This window comes from Caballeronia glathei (genome assembly GCF_000698595.1).
Taxonomy (GTDB): domain Bacteria; phylum Pseudomonadota; class Gammaproteobacteria; order Burkholderiales; family Burkholderiaceae; genus Caballeronia; species Caballeronia glathei.
Genome location: NZ_JFHC01000058.1, coordinates 36,995 through 53,748 on the forward strand (window position 1 = coordinate 36,995; position 16,754 = coordinate 53,748).

The 16,754-nt window shown below is 59.8% G+C and carries 20 protein-coding genes and 2 pseudogenes; 9 read left to right on the forward strand and 13 right to left on the reverse strand.

Going from position 1 to position 16,754, the window contains the following annotated elements; translation table 11 throughout:
* Positions 1-91 precede the first annotated feature (91 nt).
* From BG61_RS28355 to BG61_RS28375, 5 genes are all read left to right on the forward strand, one after another.
* Complete coding sequence (locus tag BG61_RS28355; protein ID WP_035939353.1) at positions 92-739, forward strand: LysE family translocator; 648 nt, start codon at positions 92-94, stop codon at positions 737-739.
* Positions 740-880: 141 nt separating this feature from the next.
* A complete protein-coding gene (locus tag BG61_RS28360) occupies positions 881-1,297 on the forward strand; it encodes a DUF1801 domain-containing protein (RefSeq protein WP_051672830.1) in 417 nt (138 codons plus the stop codon).
* A gap of 439 nt (positions 1,298-1,736) precedes the next feature.
* Positions 1,737-2,102 carry a YkgJ family cysteine cluster protein gene (locus tag BG61_RS28365; RefSeq protein WP_370818103.1) on the forward strand — a complete coding sequence of 122 codons (366 nt, stop codon included), beginning with the start codon at positions 1,737-1,739 and terminating at the stop codon, positions 2,100-2,102.
* A gap of 41 nt (positions 2,103-2,143) precedes the next feature.
* Positions 2,144-4,114, forward strand: coding sequence for an APC family permease (locus tag BG61_RS28370; protein WP_035939360.1), 1,971 nt, complete (start codon positions 2,144-2,146; stop codon positions 4,112-4,114).
* Positions 4,115-4,359: 245 nt separating this feature from the next.
* Complete coding sequence (locus tag BG61_RS28375; RefSeq protein WP_051672831.1) at positions 4,360-5,127, forward strand: hypothetical protein; 768 nt, start codon at positions 4,360-4,362, stop codon at positions 5,125-5,127.
* A gap of 4 nt (positions 5,128-5,131) precedes the next feature.
* Here BG61_RS28375 and BG61_RS41415 read toward each other — a convergent pair.
* The 10 genes and pseudogenes from BG61_RS41415 to BG61_RS28425 form a co-directional block, all read right to left on the reverse strand.
* A pseudogene (locus BG61_RS41415) lies at positions 5,132-5,351 on the reverse strand (amidohydrolase family protein); the annotation flags it as partial.
* A gap of 117 nt (positions 5,352-5,468) precedes the next feature.
* Positions 5,469-5,939: a hypothetical protein gene (locus BG61_RS28380; RefSeq protein WP_051672832.1), complete on the reverse strand. Its 471-nt coding sequence runs from the start codon at positions 5,937-5,939 to the stop codon at positions 5,469-5,471.
* A gap of 250 nt (positions 5,940-6,189) precedes the next feature.
* Complete coding sequence (locus BG61_RS28385) at positions 6,190-7,338, reverse strand: branched-chain amino acid ABC transporter substrate-binding protein (protein ID WP_035939361.1); 1,149 nt, start codon at positions 7,336-7,338, stop codon at positions 6,190-6,192.
* A gap of 167 nt (positions 7,339-7,505) precedes the next feature.
* Positions 7,506-8,198: pseudogene (locus BG61_RS28390) on the reverse strand (glycine betaine ABC transporter substrate-binding protein); the annotation flags it as partial.
* A gap of 189 nt (positions 8,199-8,387) precedes the next feature.
* Complete coding sequence (locus BG61_RS28400) at positions 8,388-9,269, reverse strand: ABC transporter permease (protein ID WP_035939362.1); 882 nt, start codon at positions 9,267-9,269, stop codon at positions 8,388-8,390.
* Positions 9,266-10,552 carry a quaternary amine ABC transporter ATP-binding protein gene (locus tag BG61_RS28405; protein ID WP_035939363.1) on the reverse strand — a complete coding sequence of 429 codons (1,287 nt, stop codon included), beginning with the start codon at positions 10,550-10,552 and terminating at the stop codon, positions 9,266-9,268. Before BG61_RS28405 ends, BG61_RS28400 begins: the two co-directional genes overlap by 4 nt.
* Positions 10,553-11,498: 946 nt before the next feature.
* Positions 11,499-12,491 (reverse strand): tyrosine-type recombinase/integrase, encoded by a 993-nt coding sequence (locus BG61_RS28410; protein ID WP_035939364.1) that lies wholly within the window; start codon positions 12,489-12,491, stop codon positions 11,499-11,501.
* A gap of 504 nt (positions 12,492-12,995) precedes the next feature.
* Positions 12,996-13,268 carry a hypothetical protein gene (locus tag BG61_RS28415; RefSeq protein ID WP_035942490.1) on the reverse strand — a complete coding sequence of 91 codons (273 nt, stop codon included), beginning with the start codon at positions 13,266-13,268 and terminating at the stop codon, positions 12,996-12,998.
* On the reverse strand, positions 13,265-13,777 hold the full coding sequence (locus BG61_RS28420) for an HD domain-containing protein (protein ID WP_035939365.1): 513 nt from the start codon (positions 13,775-13,777) through the stop codon (positions 13,265-13,267). Before BG61_RS28420 ends, BG61_RS28415 begins: the two co-directional genes overlap by 4 nt.
* Positions 13,774-14,007, reverse strand: coding sequence for a hypothetical protein (locus BG61_RS28425; protein ID WP_035939367.1), 234 nt, complete (start codon positions 14,005-14,007; stop codon positions 13,774-13,776). The genes BG61_RS28420 and BG61_RS28425 overlap by 4 nt, the downstream gene beginning before the upstream one ends.
* Before the next feature lie 80 nt (positions 14,008-14,087).
* Between BG61_RS28425 and BG61_RS28430 the strand changes: the two genes are divergently transcribed.
* The 3 genes from BG61_RS28430 to BG61_RS42190 all read left to right on the forward strand — a co-directional run bounded on the left by BG61_RS28430 (position 14,088) and on the right by BG61_RS42190 (position 15,008).
* Positions 14,088-14,285 (forward strand): hypothetical protein, encoded by a 198-nt coding sequence (locus BG61_RS28430; protein ID WP_035939368.1) that lies wholly within the window; start codon positions 14,088-14,090, stop codon positions 14,283-14,285.
* 113 nt (positions 14,286-14,398) lie between these two features.
* Entirely contained in the window at positions 14,399-14,674 is a 276-nt protein-coding gene (locus BG61_RS28435) for a hypothetical protein (RefSeq protein ID WP_051672833.1), read from the forward strand.
* A gap of 94 nt (positions 14,675-14,768) precedes the next feature.
* Entirely contained in the window at positions 14,769-15,008 is a 240-nt protein-coding gene (locus BG61_RS42190; protein WP_129572323.1) for a hypothetical protein, read from the forward strand.
* A gap of 2 nt (positions 15,009-15,010) precedes the next feature.
* On the opposite strand, the gene BG61_RS28445 is transcribed toward BG61_RS42190, so the two are convergent.
* Positions 15,011-15,514 (reverse strand): DUF1643 domain-containing protein, encoded by a 504-nt coding sequence (locus BG61_RS28445; RefSeq protein ID WP_035939372.1) that lies wholly within the window; start codon positions 15,512-15,514, stop codon positions 15,011-15,013.
* A gap of 29 nt (positions 15,515-15,543) precedes the next feature.
* Between BG61_RS28445 and BG61_RS42195 the strand changes: the two genes are divergently transcribed.
* Positions 15,544-15,858: a hypothetical protein gene (locus tag BG61_RS42195; protein WP_152565246.1), complete on the forward strand. Its 315-nt coding sequence runs from the start codon at positions 15,544-15,546 to the stop codon at positions 15,856-15,858.
* Between the two features lie 9 nt (positions 15,859-15,867).
* Here BG61_RS42195 and BG61_RS28455 read toward each other — a convergent pair whose 3' ends face one another.
* Together BG61_RS28455 and BG61_RS28460 are read right to left on the reverse strand one after the other, a co-directional pair.
* Positions 15,868-16,227, reverse strand: coding sequence for a DUF4031 domain-containing protein (locus BG61_RS28455; RefSeq protein WP_035939375.1), 360 nt, complete (start codon positions 16,225-16,227; stop codon positions 15,868-15,870).
* Complete coding sequence (locus BG61_RS28460; RefSeq protein WP_035939377.1) at positions 16,224-16,604, reverse strand: hypothetical protein; 381 nt, start codon at positions 16,602-16,604, stop codon at positions 16,224-16,226. The genes BG61_RS28455 and BG61_RS28460 overlap by 4 nt, the downstream gene beginning before the upstream one ends.
* Between the last annotated feature and the right edge of the window lie 150 nt (positions 16,605-16,754).

Below are 16,754 nucleotides of genomic sequence, written 5' to 3' on the forward strand. Positions count from 1 at the left end.
AAATCTGAATAAAAAATTCAGTTTAATGCGTTTTACGTGGCTATGCGTCAGGTCGATACTGCAACCCATGACTACAGGAGAGCCTAGGGCAATGCACGGTACGGTATCGATCTACGGATTTCTGGCGGTCGGCGGGATGCTCGCTGTGACACCCGGCCCGAACATGGTCTACGTGATGTCGCGCTCCATTGCGCAAGGACGCGCAGCCGGTCTCATTTCCCTTGCCGGCGTCATGCTCGGATACCTTTGCTATATGTTTGGCGCGGCGTTCGGCATCACGACGCTTTTCCTGAGCGTGCCCTATGCCGGCAGTTTTTTGGGGGCCGGGGGCGCTTTCTATCTGATCTATCTGGCGTGGCTGGCCGTGGAGCCCGGCGGCCGCTCCCCCCTGGAGGTTCGCGATCTGCCTCAGCAACGGCCTCTCCGGCTCTTCGCGATGGGAGCAACGACCAGCCTGTTGAATCCGAAGCTGGCGATGATCTTTCTTTCACTCCTGCCTCAATTCATCGACTATCGGGAGGGCGACGTGCTCAGGCAATCACTCGTGCTCGGTTCATCGTTGATCATCGCGTTTGCATCGGTGAATTGCGTTGTGGCAGTCTGCTCTGGCAGCATGGCGACGTTCCTGTCCCGCCGGCCGCGACTCCTGCTGGTCCAACGCTGGGTGATGGGGGCGGTGCTGTTCGTACTCGGCACGAGCATGGTTGTCGACGCATGGAGGCTCGGAGGAACCATTTGACATCCCTCTTCTGGTGCTTCTGACTGCGCTGTTTGACGCATGAACAGAGGGCGGAAGTCGAGCCCCTATAAATCAACGCCGGGCGCAGTAAATGGCTTGGCCCGAAAACCAGAACGAGTCTGAAAGCTCCTGGAGGAGAAGATGAAGAAGTCGGTTACGACAGACGGCCAGCCGGCATCCGGGCTGATCGACAATAAGATCGCCGAACTCGGGGACTGGCGCGGGGATACCTTGAGCCTGATGCGCAAGCTCATCAGGGAGGCAGACCCGGACGTCGTGGAGGAATGGAAGTGGATGGGCACTCCCGTGTGGTCACACGACGGAATCATCTGCACCGGCGAGTCCTACAAGGCGATAGTGAAGCTGACCTTCGCCAAGGGGGCTTCGCTGAAGGACCCGGCCAGGCTCTTCAACTCGAGCCTCGACGGGAACGTAAGGCGCGCGATCGACATTCATCAGGGGGAGCAGGTCGACCCGGACGCGTTCAAGACGCTCATCCGCGCCGCGGTCGAATTCAATCAATCCGGTGCAAAGGCAAAGCCGCGGCGAGCGAAGTAGGCTGGTGCTTGGAGCAATGGACGAACGCACTGCACGTGCTCAACCTGCTGTAGATGGCAAGGTTGAGCATTGCGGGATCGCGTGTTTTCGTCGCCAATTTCAGACCATTCCGGACGCCGCGGATCTTCCATCCGATGGCACGTTTCAGAGCGCGCACAGATACGGCCTTTTGATTCTATTCGGCGAAATTTTATAAGGAATATATCTCGCCGGAAATATCCTGTGCACTGCCGCCGATCATGGAACATCCCTTTATACGGTTCAGGCGGAATCAACTTTATGCCGCCGTTCCAGGCTGCGTTTCTCGAACATCGTTATCTTCGCCCGGCATCGATGCGCGTTTTCTAACGTCCGAAAAATGCATTGATATCCAAAAATGACTAAAAGCAACGTCGTTCAAATAGTCCACTTTCAAGATGACAATCGTGTTTTCGTGGACATGGCCGATGACGTGGACAACCCGTGCCTGTCGTGCGGTGCATGCTGCCAGCACTTCCGCGTGTCGATGTACATGGGCGAGATGGCAAGCTCGCCTTGCGGAACGGTGCCCGACGAGATGGTCAGCGCGATCAATCCCCTGATGGTGTGCATGAAGGGTACTGAGGCTGGCCATGGGCGTTGCATCGCCTTGCGCGGCACCGTGGGCGAACCCGGTATCCGGTGCGAAATTTATTCGCAGCGTCCGTCTCCGTGTCGCGAATATCGCGTGTGGTCCGAGGATGGAACACCCAATCCGGACTGTCAGCGGCTGCGCAAGGCTATCGGACTGCAGCCGTTGAGGCGCGGTGTGGCGACCGCCGCGTGACGCGGTTTGTTCCCGCACGCTCGTGACGTAATCCGTGCGCCGTGACCGCTTTCCGGAAAATAAGGAAGCTGATTGCCGGCGACCCGCTCGACCCGCTCGACCGGCGCACGCGCCAGGCCATCGCGATTACGCCGCTGTTCGCGTTAATCGGTCTAGGCGCCGATGGGCTGTCCTCGGCCTGCTATGGTCCCGAAGAGGCGTTTCTCGCGCTCGGGCAGCACACGCCACTGGCCCTGTTTATCGCATCAGCGACGGCGGCCACCGTCTTCATCATCTCGTTCGGTTACAGCCAGATCATCGAATTGTTCCCTGCCGGTGGCGGCGGCTATCGCGTCGCGACCGCATTGCTCGGCCCGCGCTGTGGCGCAGTCTCGGGGGCGGCGCTGCTGGTCGACTATGTGCTGACCGTCGCGACGTCCATCGCGAGCGGTGTCGAAGCCTTGTTCAGTCTGTTGCCGGCGAACGCCCAGGCGTTCAGGCTCGTCACCGAGCTGAGCCTGATCGTGTTGATGAGCTGCCTGAATTTCCGTGGCATGAAGCAATCGATCCTCGTGCTGCTGCCGGTCTTCCTTGGCTTCGTCGCGCTTCATGCGGTGCTGATCGTGTACGGCGTCGCAGTCCACGGCGATCATCTGGCGGCGGTCCTGCCGGCCGCCGTGGGCGAGGCGCGCGGCATGTCGCATGCATTCGGCCCGCTCGTGGTCGCGGCGTTGCTGATGCGCGCGTTCTCGCTCGGCGGCGGCACCTATACCGGCCTCGAGGCCGTGTCGAACAATGTGAACATGCTCGTCGAGCCGCGCGTGCGCAATGGCAAGTGGACCATGTTCTGCATGGCGGCGGCGCTCGCGTTCACGGCGGGCGGCATCATCGTCCTCTACATGCTCTGGGGCACGAAGCCGGTCGAGGGTAAGACGCTCAATGCCGTAGTATTCGGCAGCGTGATCGACCACCTCGGGCTCGGCTCATCGCTTGCACGCCACGCCCTGCTCGCTGTGGTGCTCGCGTTCGAGGCGGGGCTCCTGCTCGTCGGTGCGCAGGCGGGTTTCCTCGACGGGCCGGTCGTCTTGTCGAACATGGCAGCGGATGCATGGATGCCACGCCATTTCCGCCACCTGTCGACGCGGCTGGTACGACGCAACGGCATTGCAGTAATCGGCATTGCGAATCTGGCCATCCTGTTGTGGACGCACGGCGACGTGACAACGCTCGTGGTGCTGTACAGCATCAACGTGTTCCTGACCTTCAGCCTGTCGTTCCTCGGCTTGTGCATCTACCGGTGGCGCAGCCGCCACGGCGGCCGTGGCTGGCTTCGGCCCTTTGCGCTGGCGGCGCTCGGCTTGTCGACGACGGTCACGGTGCTGGCCGTGACGCTCGTCGAAAAGTTCATGATGGGCGGCTGGCTGACCGTGCTGGTGACGGGCGCCGTGATCGCGCTGTGTTTTCTCGTCAGGCGTCACTACAGTGAAATCCGCACGCAGCTGGCGAACGAAGATGCGCCGTTCGCCGGTGCGGCGCCCCAGGTCGATGGCGGGATTCCGGTGAGGCCGGACCCGTCGCGGCCAACCGCGATCGTGCTTGTCGGCAGGCACCGTGGTGCAAGCATGCATGCGTTGCTTTGGGTGGAACGCATGTTTCCCGGCAGGTTCGACAACATGATATTCCTCGCAGTCGGCGAAGTGGACGCGCAAAGCTGGGAAGGCGCGAAGCAGATCGACGATTTGCGGGAAACGATGTCGTCATCGCTTGCGTACTATGTCGCTCAGAGCCGCTATCAGGGGTTTGCCGCCGATTGCCGGATCGAGTTCGCCACGCATCCGGCGGCCGGACTCATGCGGCTTGCCGAGAGCACCATGGAAGAGTTCCCGGACAGCGTGTGCTTCGCCAGCAAACTGATCTTCAGGCGGGTCAACTTCCTGTCGGCGTGGCTGCACAATCGAACGCCGGCCGAGATCCAGAAGCGGCTCCAATCGCAAGGCAGGAGGATGGTGCTCCTGCCGATGAAGGTCGGTTGACGGCGGCGTGGCGCGACGACCCGAACGTGTCTGAAAGGTGAACGAGGCTGCAATCAGGTACCGAACCCTGACCTGAAGACAGCCTGGCGTGTCGATTAGGCCCGGCCGCGCAATACAGCACGTTCCGGAATGGGATTGACTGCATGAGGCACCGGCAGTATCTTTTCTGGCGGGGTGTCACGTCCCCTGCGCCGCCTCACAGTCCCTTCCGATTCCGCGTCGGCACAGCAACCCGGACCGAAGCCATGCGTATCCACTTCCAGAACGCGTCAATTCCGACGCGGGCCGCCAATCGGCTCAAATACCGCCTGTCGCTGAAGGAATCCCAGGCGCGACAGGTGACTTCCGAAGTCTTCGGCTACAGGGACTGGACCGACCTTCACAGCGAGCTGGGCAGCACGGCGGCTTCCGCGCTCGACGAAGGATGTGACAGCGCGACACTGAGCGAGCGACGCGCCTATCAGGCGTCGCAATTGGCCGCATCGTCAGTTGATCTTCACGGTGCATCCGCGGACGACTTTGTCCAATGGTGGCAACCATCGGCCGCGCATCCGCACGAAGAGGACGCGCGCCCGGCAGAAACGCCGTTTGCCGGTTCAAAGGAAGATCTGAGTTTTCAGGAGGCGCTAAGCACATTGGCTCACGCCGTGCACCATCCCGTTGGCCACTTTGAACAAGCGCTCGTGACCGGCATACGCAGAACGGAAAACGAAACGTCGCTGAGCCTTGCAGAAGCGATCACCGATGAGTTGCTAAGCGGCAACCGGAACCGGGAACCCGAGGTGGCTCGTCACCTCCTTGAGGCCTTGGCCTCGCGAGGGCTACCCCGGTCGATACTGAACCTGTCGACGAGTTTGGCGCTTGGCGATGGCGGGCCCAAGGACGAAAAAAGAGCCGCTGGCTTGCTCGCGCAGTTGGCCGACTCTGCTTCAACTCCCGATGATCTCAAGCGGATTGCCAAATCGCGCCTCGGCACCGCCCAGGCGCATGGCAATCCGCAGCCGGCTTCCTGAACCGTCAGCCAAGGCGATGCACGTTGCTCACCGTGCCCTGGCATAGCGCATCGCGCTCGTCGGGACTTGCCTGCGTGGTCAGCCGCCTGAACGCATTCCAGCTCCAGCCGTTGCTGTGTGGATAGGAGCCCTTGTCCACAGGGAAATTCCCTCGCGCCGACCATCTCCATGCAGGTGTGCATCCACGGCTTCCACGCTTCGGCCAGATTAATCGACGACGGCGGCGACATGTGCATCGTCCCGTTCAGCGACCCCTCTTGCAGTGGAGCGTGGCGTATGTGCAGCGTCGCGGACACGTCCTCGCGCACCAGCTCACCGCATTCGTCCTTTCAAAAGGAATTTCAACGTCGCTGCGACGCAGAAGCTGGATAAGCCTCCTTGAACGCGGCAATCATCGCATCCGAGACGTACGACTCCAGAATCGAAGTCGAAGCCGCTTGCATTTCACGACCCACATCGTTCCGGACCGAACGCAGTTTCCCGACCGCGGACGAGGCGCTTCCGTATCTCACAAGCGAGTGCAACTCGTCTGCGGTCATGAAGTCCGCGTAGGCCGAGGCAAGATTGGCGTCCCAGCGCGCTTGATATTTCTCGCGAAATTCATCCAGCTTCGCGTGGACGAGGAGCGAGGTTGCAGGTTCCCCGAGCTTCTTGCTCAGAACCCCGAAGGTGGTCGTCCTGATCGCGACGATCCAGCCCATGGACGCCAGATTGTTGCCGATGTGCCGTTGCTCGACGAAGGCTAGCGCGGCATCACGGGCGTCGCTGGACGCGGCGGATACGGGCAATGGCTGAAGCCAGATCACCAGCAAGACTACGCAGCAACGAATGTATAAGCTCATGACGATGTACACGGCCGGAACAACGGTGTTATCGGCACGTCGGGGCCGGTACTTTAGGTCTGATTCCAGGCAACAGGGCCGGACAAGTCTTCCAGACGCCCAGGTCATGGATGAAGTTGCCGGTTTCATCTCGACCCTGTAACTGGAAGTAGCCGGTGATGGGTCCGATATCTCCGCCAAAAGACATGTGATGCGGCTTCGACGCGGCCCGCTCGGCAGGTCACTCAGCGCTGATCGTCGTCACGGGCACCCACTTGGCGCCCTTTACCTGATAGAGCGTCGAGGTCGGGTGTTTCAGGTCACCGTATGAATCGAACGCAATCTCCCCCGTGATGCCCTCGTACTGGGTCGTTCGCAGCGCAGGCATGAACACCTCGGGTTTTGCCGAATTCGCCTGCTTCATTGCGTTGATCGCCACCCAGGCACAGTCATACGCAAATGGCGCATAAGTCAGCGTGTCGGCGCCGAATCGCTTCTTGAATTTTTCCGCGAATACTTTGCCCTTGGGAAGCGACTCGACGGGTCGTCCGTACTCCCACGCCATTGCGCCTTCAGCAGCACTGCCCGCAACGCCGATAAAAATGCTGTCGGCGATGCCGCCGCTTCCCACGAACTGTGTTCGCATGCCGAGCTGCCTCATCCGCCTGGTCAATAGCGCGGCCTGGTTGTCAAGGCCGGCAAAGAAGAGGAGGTCGGCATTCGCCGCCTTGATGTTCGTGAGTTGCGCGTTGAATTCGACAGCCTTGTCGTTGGTGTACTCCGACGCAACGATGTGGCCGCCCGCCGCGACCACGGCCTTCTTGAATTCATCTGCGGCGCCCTGGCCAAACGCTGTGCGGTCGTCCATGACTGCAATGCGCTGCGCCTTGGTGACCGTTACCGCGTACTTTCCTGCATTCCCGGAGTTCTGTGCGTCGGTGGCGATGATGCGGAACACGTTCTTCAGGCCTTGCCGGGTGATAGCCGGATTCGTGGCAGCGGGGTCTATCAATGGGATACCGGCCTTGGCGAATATTGGCGAAGCGGGTAGCGCAACTCCGGAGTTGTAGTAGCCCACCACCGCCACCACCCCCTCGTCGACCAGCTTCTGCGCCACCTGCACGCCAATGCGAGGATCGCCCTGGTCGTTGACGGAATTCAACTCGAAGCGCACCTCCTCTCCGCCCAACTTGATGCGCTGGGCATTCGCTTCTTCAATGGCAAGTCGAACACCATTCTCGATGTCCTTCCCGTTAGCGGCTCCGGCGCCGGTCAGCGGAGCCGACACGCCAATCTTCACGACCTGCTGTGCAACGGACGGGTTGCTCGCAAGTGACATCGCGACGGCAGCCAGCCCGACGGCGAGAAATTTTCTTGAAGTGTTAAGCATCGGCTCACTCGAGGTTGAGACCAGAATCGGCGTGGAAGGGCGAACACGCGCTGACTACCGTGATTTCGCTGACGATGTTTCGTGCATCCGTAACCCTTGCGCGGCATGCCCGGATGCCTAGGCATACCTCAGGAAACTCAGGCCGGCGTACCTTGTGATCGAGGTACGTGAATCTGCTCTTCGCCACCCAAAGTACCCTTGGGGTCCTTGAGGTAACGCATCTGCCACTTCTGAAACAGCCAGTGAGGGCTCCAGACCGTGGCCACCACCCATTGTTTCGCCTGATAGGCCCGGGTGACCCCGGCCAACATGCCGGCCTCGCTCGACGCCTGCAACTTGTACCCGGACAGGTCATAGGCCTTGATCGTCTTTTCTGAAGCCTGCATCAGTCCGCCGCCGGGCTCGATGCCCTGAATGGTCGCGTTCAGCTTGCTTTTGACTTCCGGCTTGTTGAGGTCGGATATCGACGACAACTCCGACTCGGGAATGTAGATCGGCACCGCCCAGCCGTTCCTGCCGCCGGTGTAGATGACGCCGACGTCTTCCATGTCGTTCTTGTACTTCGTGTAGTACATGCCGTGAGTAACGGGCAGCCAGCCACCGACCATGATGTCGAGGTCGCCACGCGCGACGCCTTGATACTGGATGCCGATGTCGGCCTGCACGAACTGGACCGGTTGTTTCAGGCTTGTTTCGAGCGCGTATTTGGCGACGTTCGCCACGGCCAGGACGTCCGCCCAGTTGGTCACTGCCATCTTGATGGGCTCGGCCGCGACCGCAGGTCCGCCTCCGACGCCAAGAGCAACGACCGTCGATACTGTCAGCTTCGCCAGAAGCGCCTTAAAAACATTGATCTTCACGTGGTACTCCAAGTCGTTTGAGAAAGGCTCTGGAATGCGGCGGCGGCGGCCGCTGCCACGCAGCGTGTCTGTTGCCAGATCGCTGCGGCCTCCAGGGATAGCGCCATACTGTGTTCCGAACCGCTTGCCAATCCCGGTTCGATCGGGAGCATTTCAATGCGGCCGCTTCCGGCCATGGCCGCTCGTGCGTCAAGTGCGGGCCACTCCGTTTGCACCGGCCTTTGCTGCCCGTGATACCCGTTTGGTCTTCCTTGCCTTCACGCCAAAACTTTCCGTGAGGCGGTCGAGTACGATGGCAAGCAACACGACTCCGAGACCACCCTCAAAGCCAATTCCGATGTCCAGGCGTTGAATGCCACTCAGCACGTACTCGCCGAGTCCACCGGCGCCAATCATCGATGCAACGACAACCATCGAGAGCGCCATCATGATGGTCTGATTCACGCCGGCCATGATTGAAGGCAGTGCGTTCGGCAACTGGATCTTCCAGAGGAGCTGTGCATCGGTGCTGCCGAATGCGCGCCCGGCTTCCAGCAGTTCCTCGCGGACCTGTCGGATGCCCAGGGTCGTGAGGCGTACGACTGGCGGCATGGCAAACACAATGGTCGCGATCACGGCCGGGACTCTGCCTAACCCGAACAGAATGACTGCGGGAATCAGATAAACAAACGCGGGCATCGTCTGCATGAAGTCGAGCAGTGAGCGCAGGATCATTTCCACTCGTTTGTTCCGGGCTCCCCAGATGCCCAGAGGTACGCCGATTACCAGGCTGAAGACCGTGGCCGCGATGACGAGAGCCAGCGTGGAGACCGTTTGCGCCCACAGTCCCATGTATTGGATTACCAGGAGCGCCAGGCCGACGAAGACGGAAAAGAAGACTCCGCGCCGCCAGAATGCGAGAGCCATGAGAATGACGAGCATGGCAACGAACGGGACCGCGGCCAGCCCGTCCTCCAGTAGCTTGACCACGGCTCCGAGCGCGGCAGAGAAGGCATCGAACCCGCCCCGGAAATGCTGAAAGAGAAAATTGACCGCATCTTCTGCGAACTTCCCGATGACTGATGAGTTCATGCTGCTCTCCGTTCCATGACTTGCTTGAGAATCGTCCGGCAGGACACTACGCCCGCGAGTTGCCCCGCCGCGTCAGTGACGGGTACGTCGTGTTCCTGGCTCAATGCAATGGCAGCGAGCTGATGCAGGTCCGCATCCAGCGGAACGGCATTCACGTCACCCAGCAACGCTTCCCGGACGGGACGCTTGCCAGTCTTGTGCAGCGATGCCGGCGTGACACAACCCTGGTACCGGCCCGATTCGTCGCAGACATAGCCGCACTCGACGCCGCTGTCGATGAGTTGATTCAGGTAACGCTCGGAGGGCGTAGCGACGTCACAAGAGATCCGTCCCCGGTCGACGCCGGTCATGAGGCTGGAAGCCTTGAGAAACCGGGAAACGTCCACGTTGCGGAAGAAGTCGCGTACGTACGCGTCCGCGGGCGACTGGATAAGCTCTGCCGGCGTGCCGACCTGAATCAGGCAGCCATCCTTCATGATGCCGATTCGCCCACCAATCTTGATGGCTTCTTCAATGTCATGCGAAATGAAGACGATCGTCCGCTGCTCTTCCTTCTGAAGCCGCAGAAGCTCGTTCTGCATTTCGAACCTGATCAGGGGATCGAGCGCGGAGAACGCCTCGTCCATCAAGAGCACCGAAGGATTCACTGCGAGCGCGCGTGCGAGGCCGACCCGCTGCTGCATGCCGCCGGACAGTTCGCTCGGAAGCAGCTTTTCGTAGGAGCCGAGGCCAACTCGCGTCAGCGCAGCACGCGCGACTTCGTACCGCTCGGCCTTCTTCAGGCCGGCCACTTCCAGTCCATACGCGATGTTGTCGAGCACCGTGCGGTTGGGCAGAAGCGCGAACGACTGGAACACCATCGCCATCTTCTTGCGACGCACACCCCGCAGCTCGGGCGTGGACATCGGCGCAATGTCGCGCCCCTCGAGAATGACCTGGCCGGAGGTCGGTTCAATCAGCCGATTGAGCAGACGAACGAGCGTCGACTTACCGGAGCCGGAAAGGCCCATCACGACGAAAATCTCGCCCGCCTTGACGCTGAGACTGACGTCATTGACTGCCACCATGTTGCCGGTCTGCTCGAAGATTTCGTTCCGGCCAAGACCCTGCTTCATCAGCTCGGCGGCACGCTCGGGCTTGGGCCCGAAGATTTTCGACAGATTCCTGACCGTTAGAATATCGGTCCCGGTAGCTGCCACGGGTTTCGCTGCCGACGCAACAGCTTCCGCGATTGCGCCCGGGTGTACCACGTCTTCCGGCGCGAACGTCAGGTTTGGGGTCATTCTGTCATCCAAGCTGGCAAGTTCAAGAAATTGAAGCCCGCGACCTACTGGCCTTCACACGGACCCTGCGCACCACGGTCTCGTTTGCGTCGGGCCCGGCTCGCTTCCAGCTTCATCACTGAATCGGAGTACGGGAGTCGAGGCGCTGTGCTACGAGACGTTCAAGTCGCACAAGTCACCGATTCTGGCGCGATATGTAGAACATTCGTGTCCAGAATTTGAGGATCGTCGGTGCTTAATGCATGGATTGCAGCGTATCAAGCCAAATCGACCTCTCCAGCTACATTTTGTGCGCCCTTTCCCATACTTCTGGTAATGCAAGGCGCCGGTGCAGCGTTCGCCGAAAAGGAGCGTGAAAAGGAAGATGCTCGCGGCGCCAGCATTGGCGCGGGTTCGCGGCGGAACGAGCGCGATATCGAGGCGTTGCAAAGCGTTCGCCGCGATTTCCCAAGGCATGCCGCATAGGGAATGTCCCAAGTCAGGCGCGTTACGCATGACTTTTTCGGCAAGCGGCCTCATCGCATGCGGGCATTTCACGACGTCGTTGAATGCTGAAGTTCGCGTGAGCAGCATCAACTCCGGTGGGGTTCGCGACTATTCGCGCGCAGCCCCGCGAGACATTTCACAACGATAGGGATTGGAAAGCAGGCAGGCGCATTGATACCCGCGAGCCCGCGTGAAAGCTGGCGCGCAGAAGGTTCGCGAGATGGTGACGATGGTGATGATGAACCGAGCGTTGCCGGGAACCACGGCTTGGCGGAAGGCAGCAGGAGTCGAACCTACCTGGGAGCGGCTGACGCCCCCAACTGGGTTTGAAGCCCGAAGACGCTGTACGTATACACACTTGACCGGCTTGAAACCCGCTACGGCAAGCGGCTTCTTTGCTTCGTCAATGCTGTTGATGCGTACAGTTCTTAACCGTGCGAAGGCAGAAAAACACACACCTCTATTTCCCCTTTCCGATCTTACTGACCGCCTCTGCCAAACGATCCGTAACCAGATGGGCGTAACGCTTGGTCGACGCTGGCGTTTTGTGCCCGAGGACGCCTCCCACAGTGTACAGATCGATGCCGGCGTTAATCATTTCCGACGCTGCGCTGTGCCGCAGATCATGAAACCTTAGATCGGGATAACCGGCCTTGGCTCGCGCCTTGTTCCACTCGTCCTTCAGTTTGCTTGGCCTGATCGTGAACCTGATGCGCCGCGCGATGACCGCAATCCTTGGGTGAATTGGCACAAGCCGGGGGCGCCCGTTTTTTGTCGTGCTGAGCGAGTAACCTTCTCGCGTCACGGCTGCCCTTAAAATCTCGCTAAGGCGCATGCCGGAATAGAAGGCAACGCGGATTGCCGCCCTAGTTTCGCGATGCGTGCATGCCCTGGCGATCTGCAACATTTCGCGCCGTCCCTTATAAATGTGACGCTCGTTGCTGAATTTCGGAATTACCAACTTGCCGGTCTCGTCGTGGGCGACCTTTCCTTTCTTGTGAGCATATTTGATCGCGGCGCGGATGTAGCCAAGCGTGTTGCTGATCGTCTTGTCATTCATGGGCTTTTTGGGGTTGCCGCTTCGATCAACACTTGCCCGCATATATCCCGTGAATCGGACTGACCACTCGTACAAATCTAGTGCGTCTTGATCCTCATACTCGGCCGCGTATTTTTCCATTACCTGAGACCGAGTGGTGAAATCCTTCCAGCCGGACCCTTCGTCCTGAAAGTGAAGCCTGACGCATTCGCCGATTGTGACGACCGGCTTTTTGATGCCGGTCTCTACGGCGTAGACTTCTGCGTCCCACTGGCGGCCAAGCTTATCCGCTTCTGCCGCAGAAAGTCCCGCAGGGATGACCTTGGTTTTTCGGACACGCTTGCCTTCGATGACACGCTCGAACGTCCACCTGTAGCGCCTGCGGCCATTTTTGGTAATGGTTTCGATTGGCATGATGCGAGGAACCTATAAAGCGAGTCAAGATCGTAGACGTAAGTTTTGTGACCGAGCCTGAAGCGCTGAATTATCGAGCACGTCCGGTCGATGCGGCTGATGTTTGCGTACGGTACGCCAAGGATTGCGGCGGCCTCTTTCGCGCTTACGCGCTTTCCCGCGGCGATGCTCATCTCTCCTTCTCCCAATGTCTGCATGCTGGCGACCGAAACAATATGTCGCTGCCTGGACCCCCCGTCCAAACTGATCTCATGAGCGCACACTTCCGATACGTGCCTGCAGTATTGCCACTCACCCTGACGGCATGCTCGCAACTCTTGCATGTCTCGCCCGCGGGGCCAGTTCCGGGCGGCGCCGCATACCCGTTCGGCCTTGTCGGCTTGCGCACACCCTTCGCCTCGCTAACTTCTATCACGACCGTCTCGCCGAACAGATCGATAACCTCTCGTCGCTCCATGTCGAACTCCCTCGCGGTCACCCGCAATATTCGTTCAAGTGCTGCGGTCATGCGTGGCGTCTGTCCGGAAACGGAATCTTCGCCCGGTGCGCCACGCTGGGACGATCCTGGCCGACGTCTGCAAACTTGCAAATCGGGTATGTCCGACGAACTTCGGCAAGGTTGAATTCCACGTGCGGACACCCGACCCACTCGAACACCGCCTTTCGCAGCCGGTTCCGATAAACCCTGACAATCCCTGTGTGGATCCAGTCGATCACTTGCTCACCCCAAACTGGTTCCTCGTACGCTTGGCAGAAAACAACGTAGCTGGTGCTCACGACTGCACTCCCGCCTGAGCGCTCGCAATTTCCACGAGCCTCGGATCAGCCCTCGTCAGCACGTCCAGAAGCAGACGCTTTTCCTCGAGGTACGTCACGGCGAACTTCGGATCGTGTTTCACGATGCTCGACGTGTTGCTGATCAGGTCGGCGCATTTGATCGTCTGCACCCATGCCGGCGCCGCTGCGAGCCGGGCCCGAGAGGCGGCCTTGCGCTCGGCACGGTTTCCAAATTCCAGATCGGAAAGCATCACGACGCCAGCAGCGACGATCTCGCCAAACTCGCTCCGCAAGTGCGCCGACGAAACACCCTGATCTTCGATGCAGTCGTGCAACCAGGCGACGGCTACCATCGTGCTTGGGTGGGTCTCTTCGTGGGGCCATCCAAGTGCCGCCACGATCCCGGCGACCTCTGCCAGATGGTCGACGTACGGATTGCCGGTATATTTTCGGACCTGATTCTTATGCGCCTCCCGTGCGAACTGCATTGCCTTGAATGCGATGCTCACAGTTTCACCTCCTCGTATTCGCTTTTCACCGAGCATTCGGTCGAGTGGTGCCGCTGCATAATGATCCGCACGCCGTGGCCTATGTCGATCGGTCGCCCGTTGGCTTCGATAAGCCGGCTGGAATAATGGGTTCCGCCGAGCTGGGCGACCAAGTTCTCCCAGAACTCGACATCCCACTTCAGAGCGTGCAGTTGATCGTGATTGATCTCTACCAATGTGCGGATACTCATAAAAAATCCTGTTTTCATTTCGGATTAAATTTTTCCCGTTGCGCCCCTAAAGTTTAGGTTCGCGCCGCCGATACAGCGGCATGGACAAATTCGAAGCTAGAGCCCTCTTCGATTCGGCGAGTGAAATGGCCGATGCGATAGTTACGGCGAAATATGGTTACTGCGATCCCACCGATAAAGTGCACGGCGCCGCGTACGACAAAGCCTTTTATGGGCTACTGTCGGAGCACTTCAGTGATATGACGATTCCAGATCTGATGGCGTGGATTGGGTATTAAGTAGATAAATTCCGGCGGGGCCAATGGAATGCGCGCGAACGTCTCTTACTGAACTGACTTCCGTGTCAGGCGGGGGTAAAGATCGATTTCACGACCATCAATACCTGGCGCTCATGCACCGCGACCTCACCATTGGCGATTACGTCGTAGCGATCCGCGCGGAGCTTAAGTGCCTCGTGAGTCCCGACGTAGTCACTGGCTATACCGTCAGCTTCTCGATCAGACGAATAGACGGCAATTTCCTGCCGGACAACGTTCTCGCCGAGACGTCGGAAGAAATCGCGCCCAAAAACCACTACTTCTCCTCCGTCAAGACCGCCCTCGATGCTGGCGAACAGGAGGCGCGAGTTCGCATCGGTGATATTGAAGCGCGCCGAGGGATTAGCTAGGGCTCAACCGGGTGCGCTCGCGCCGTCACGACCACGAATTCGGTTATGTGTTGCGTCATGCTAGGATTCCTCATACAAAAACAAGGAGCCCGTCATGGAATTTGAGTACAAGCGCGACAAGGGTGAGCGGCATACTTATCGAGTGTCGCTTCAGATAACGCGCGATCCCGATGATGGCAGCCTGGGCTATGTCGCCAAAGTGCATCGAGGAGAGGACTACCTTGGTGAATTGAAGCCCATTCGCCTTCGAGAAACGGACGTGGACGAGGCCTTCGCGGAGGCGCGCGCATTTGTGGTGCGCGACATTGACGACCTCGTCGGTATCCGTGAGTAGCATTACGCACCTTCCTTATCCGTAGATGCTGCTTTGAATTCCATGAGCGGCTGATCGCCGCGCACATACAGCGGGTGCCGCGGCGCGCCGCTTTTCGTCGTGCCAAGGCAAGTCAATTGCGCGCCTGCGTGGCGCAACAGGTGGACAACGGCTGCGACGCGATCGGCGCGCGCATTCGCGCCCCAGGCACAGACGACGCGCCCATGCGTTACCGCGAGCTCATACAAGTGGTCGTCATTCTCCGGGCCGATAGGGTCGGCGTGCAGCCAAAGCCCCGCGGGGTCTGTTGAGCGTAGGGCATAGAGGTTCGCGACCGTGATTCCGTCCATACCCCACGCGGCGGCAAACGATCGGCAACGGCGTATCGTCGGGTCGTCGAGCGTCGCATCGGCTGTGCTGGGGTTCAGCATCAAGAACATGGCGTGCGGCTCGCCGGCAGTCATCAGGCAGCCTGGCCGAGACAGCGAGTATCGGTATTGACCACAGGGGCTGATGATTGCGCTCATGCTAGGATTTCCCCAACCAGGGAGAAAACATGGCTGTGCACGCAATTACCGCAGTTAGGCTTGACGCCCATTCGCGAACGATCACACACGTGCTTTGGGGTCAGGTTTCCGTGAGAGGGGAGCAGTTTGAAGTCGCACCGCATGAGGCGCCTGTAGCTGCAGTCGTAGACGCGCTGGTCGACGGCGACACTGTCGTCACGGTCTTTCAGGTTGATGGACAGCGCGTTGCAGGGCCGGAGGTTAGGCCCGTCGTGCTCGAGAGTTTGAAAATGGGCATTGAAACCGTACCGGATCCGCATCCGCGGCGGACGCTCGCCAATCTTCCTCGGCTTGATCACGAATAGAGCACCCATCTACGCACCTTCCTTGTTAGCCAGCAAGTCCACGAGTTCTAGCCGGCGTTTGACTTTATATGCGGCGACCCATGCGCTCGCCGTCCATGGGTTCCCGAGCTCGCCAGTGATCTTGCGCCGCGTGCTCATCGCGCCGGCCTGTCGCCATGTGATTTCGACGGCGCCGGCGGCAATCGCGAGAGCTTTCTTGGTCAGCGCGATGTCGTAGTGGCTCGAGTGCTTCGGCGGCGCCTGGTGCCACTTGCGCGCGACACCGATCTTGTCGGCCATCGCGTGCAATTCCTCGTCGGTGTCGGCCAGCATGTGACACATCTTCATGCGGCCGTACGCGGCGTTCATGTCGTCGACGTAGACCGTCATTCCGCCACCCCCTTAGCCTGCAATGCCGCGTCAATAGCGGCGTGCTCGTTGATCTGGATTGCGTCAAGGGTCGCGTCGGCCTGTTGCTTCGTGTATCCGCTGTAGCTGACCCATTTCAGATACCGCTCCGCATCCAGCCGCATCGCATCTATGTCGGCGCTGTGCTGGGGGGCGGCGGCGGGCGCACGACTCTCGACAATCGATTCGACGAATTCGATAAGACCGGCGCGGTTCTCGTCTAGGTTGCTTCCCAATCCGCCGAACCGATGGCCCGGCGTGCTATCGATGTGATACGCGGACTGGCACGCGCTAACCCAATCAAGGATTTCCGTCTTTTCTTCTTCTGTCAGCGCTACCGGCTTCAGTTCTGTGCTCATCGCTGTGTCTCCTTTGCGTCACGCTTGGCGCGCATCTTTCCTTCCTCGATGCCTTCGAGGTACGCTGCTTTCTCGCCCGGCGTGCGCGGCGTAAGTTCGTCGCTGTACTGGATGTGCGCCACCGCCTCCCCGCTGCTCTTGCCGCACTCG

What these genes read in the sequence shown, in the direction of transcription:
- BG61_RS28385 (WP_035939361.1), bottom strand. Translation starts at nt 7,338, where the DNA reads ATGCTTAACACTTCAAGAAAATTTCTCGCCGTCGGGCTGGCTGCCGTC.
- BG61_RS28360 (WP_051672830.1), top strand. Translation starts at nt 881, where the DNA reads ATGAAGAAGTCGGTTACGACAGACGGCCAGCCGGCATCCGGGCTGATC.
- BG61_RS28445 (WP_035939372.1), bottom strand. Translation starts at nt 15,514, where the DNA reads ATGAGCGCAATCATCAGCCCCTGTGGTCAATACCGATACTCGCTGTCT.
- BG61_RS28355 (WP_035939353.1), top strand. Translation starts at nt 92, where the DNA reads ATGCACGGTACGGTATCGATCTACGGATTTCTGGCGGTCGGCGGGATG.
- BG61_RS28375 (WP_051672831.1), top strand. Translation starts at nt 4,360, where the DNA reads ATGCGTATCCACTTCCAGAACGCGTCAATTCCGACGCGGGCCGCCAAT.
- BG61_RS28460 (WP_035939377.1), bottom strand. Translation starts at nt 16,604, where the DNA reads ATGAGCACAGAACTGAAGCCGGTAGCGCTGACAGAAGAAGAAAAGACG.
- BG61_RS28405 (WP_035939363.1), bottom strand. Translation starts at nt 10,552, where the DNA reads ATGACCCCAAACCTGACGTTCGCGCCGGAAGACGTGGTACACCCGGGC.
- BG61_RS28455 (WP_035939375.1), bottom strand. Translation starts at nt 16,227, where the DNA reads ATGACGGTCTACGTCGACGACATGAACGCCGCGTACGGCCGCATGAAG.
- BG61_RS28410 (WP_035939364.1), bottom strand. Translation starts at nt 12,491, where the DNA reads ATGCCAATCGAAACCATTACCAAAAATGGCCGCAGGCGCTACAGGTGG.
- BG61_RS28400 (WP_035939362.1), bottom strand. Translation starts at nt 9,269, where the DNA reads ATGAACTCATCAGTCATCGGGAAGTTCGCAGAAGATGCGGTCAATTTT.
- BG61_RS42190 (WP_129572323.1), top strand. Translation starts at nt 14,769, where the DNA reads ATGGAATTTGAGTACAAGCGCGACAAGGGTGAGCGGCATACTTATCGA.
- BG61_RS28365 (WP_370818103.1), top strand. Translation starts at nt 1,737, where the DNA reads ATGGCCGATGACGTGGACAACCCGTGCCTGTCGTGCGGTGCATGCTGC.
- BG61_RS28430 (WP_035939368.1), top strand. Translation starts at nt 14,088, where the DNA reads ATGGACAAATTCGAAGCTAGAGCCCTCTTCGATTCGGCGAGTGAAATG.
- BG61_RS28435 (WP_051672833.1), top strand. Translation starts at nt 14,399, where the DNA reads ATGCACCGCGACCTCACCATTGGCGATTACGTCGTAGCGATCCGCGCG.
- BG61_RS42195 (WP_152565246.1), top strand. Translation starts at nt 15,544, where the DNA reads ATGGCTGTGCACGCAATTACCGCAGTTAGGCTTGACGCCCATTCGCGA.
- BG61_RS28425 (WP_035939367.1), bottom strand. Translation starts at nt 14,007, where the DNA reads ATGAGTATCCGCACATTGGTAGAGATCAATCACGATCAACTGCACGCT.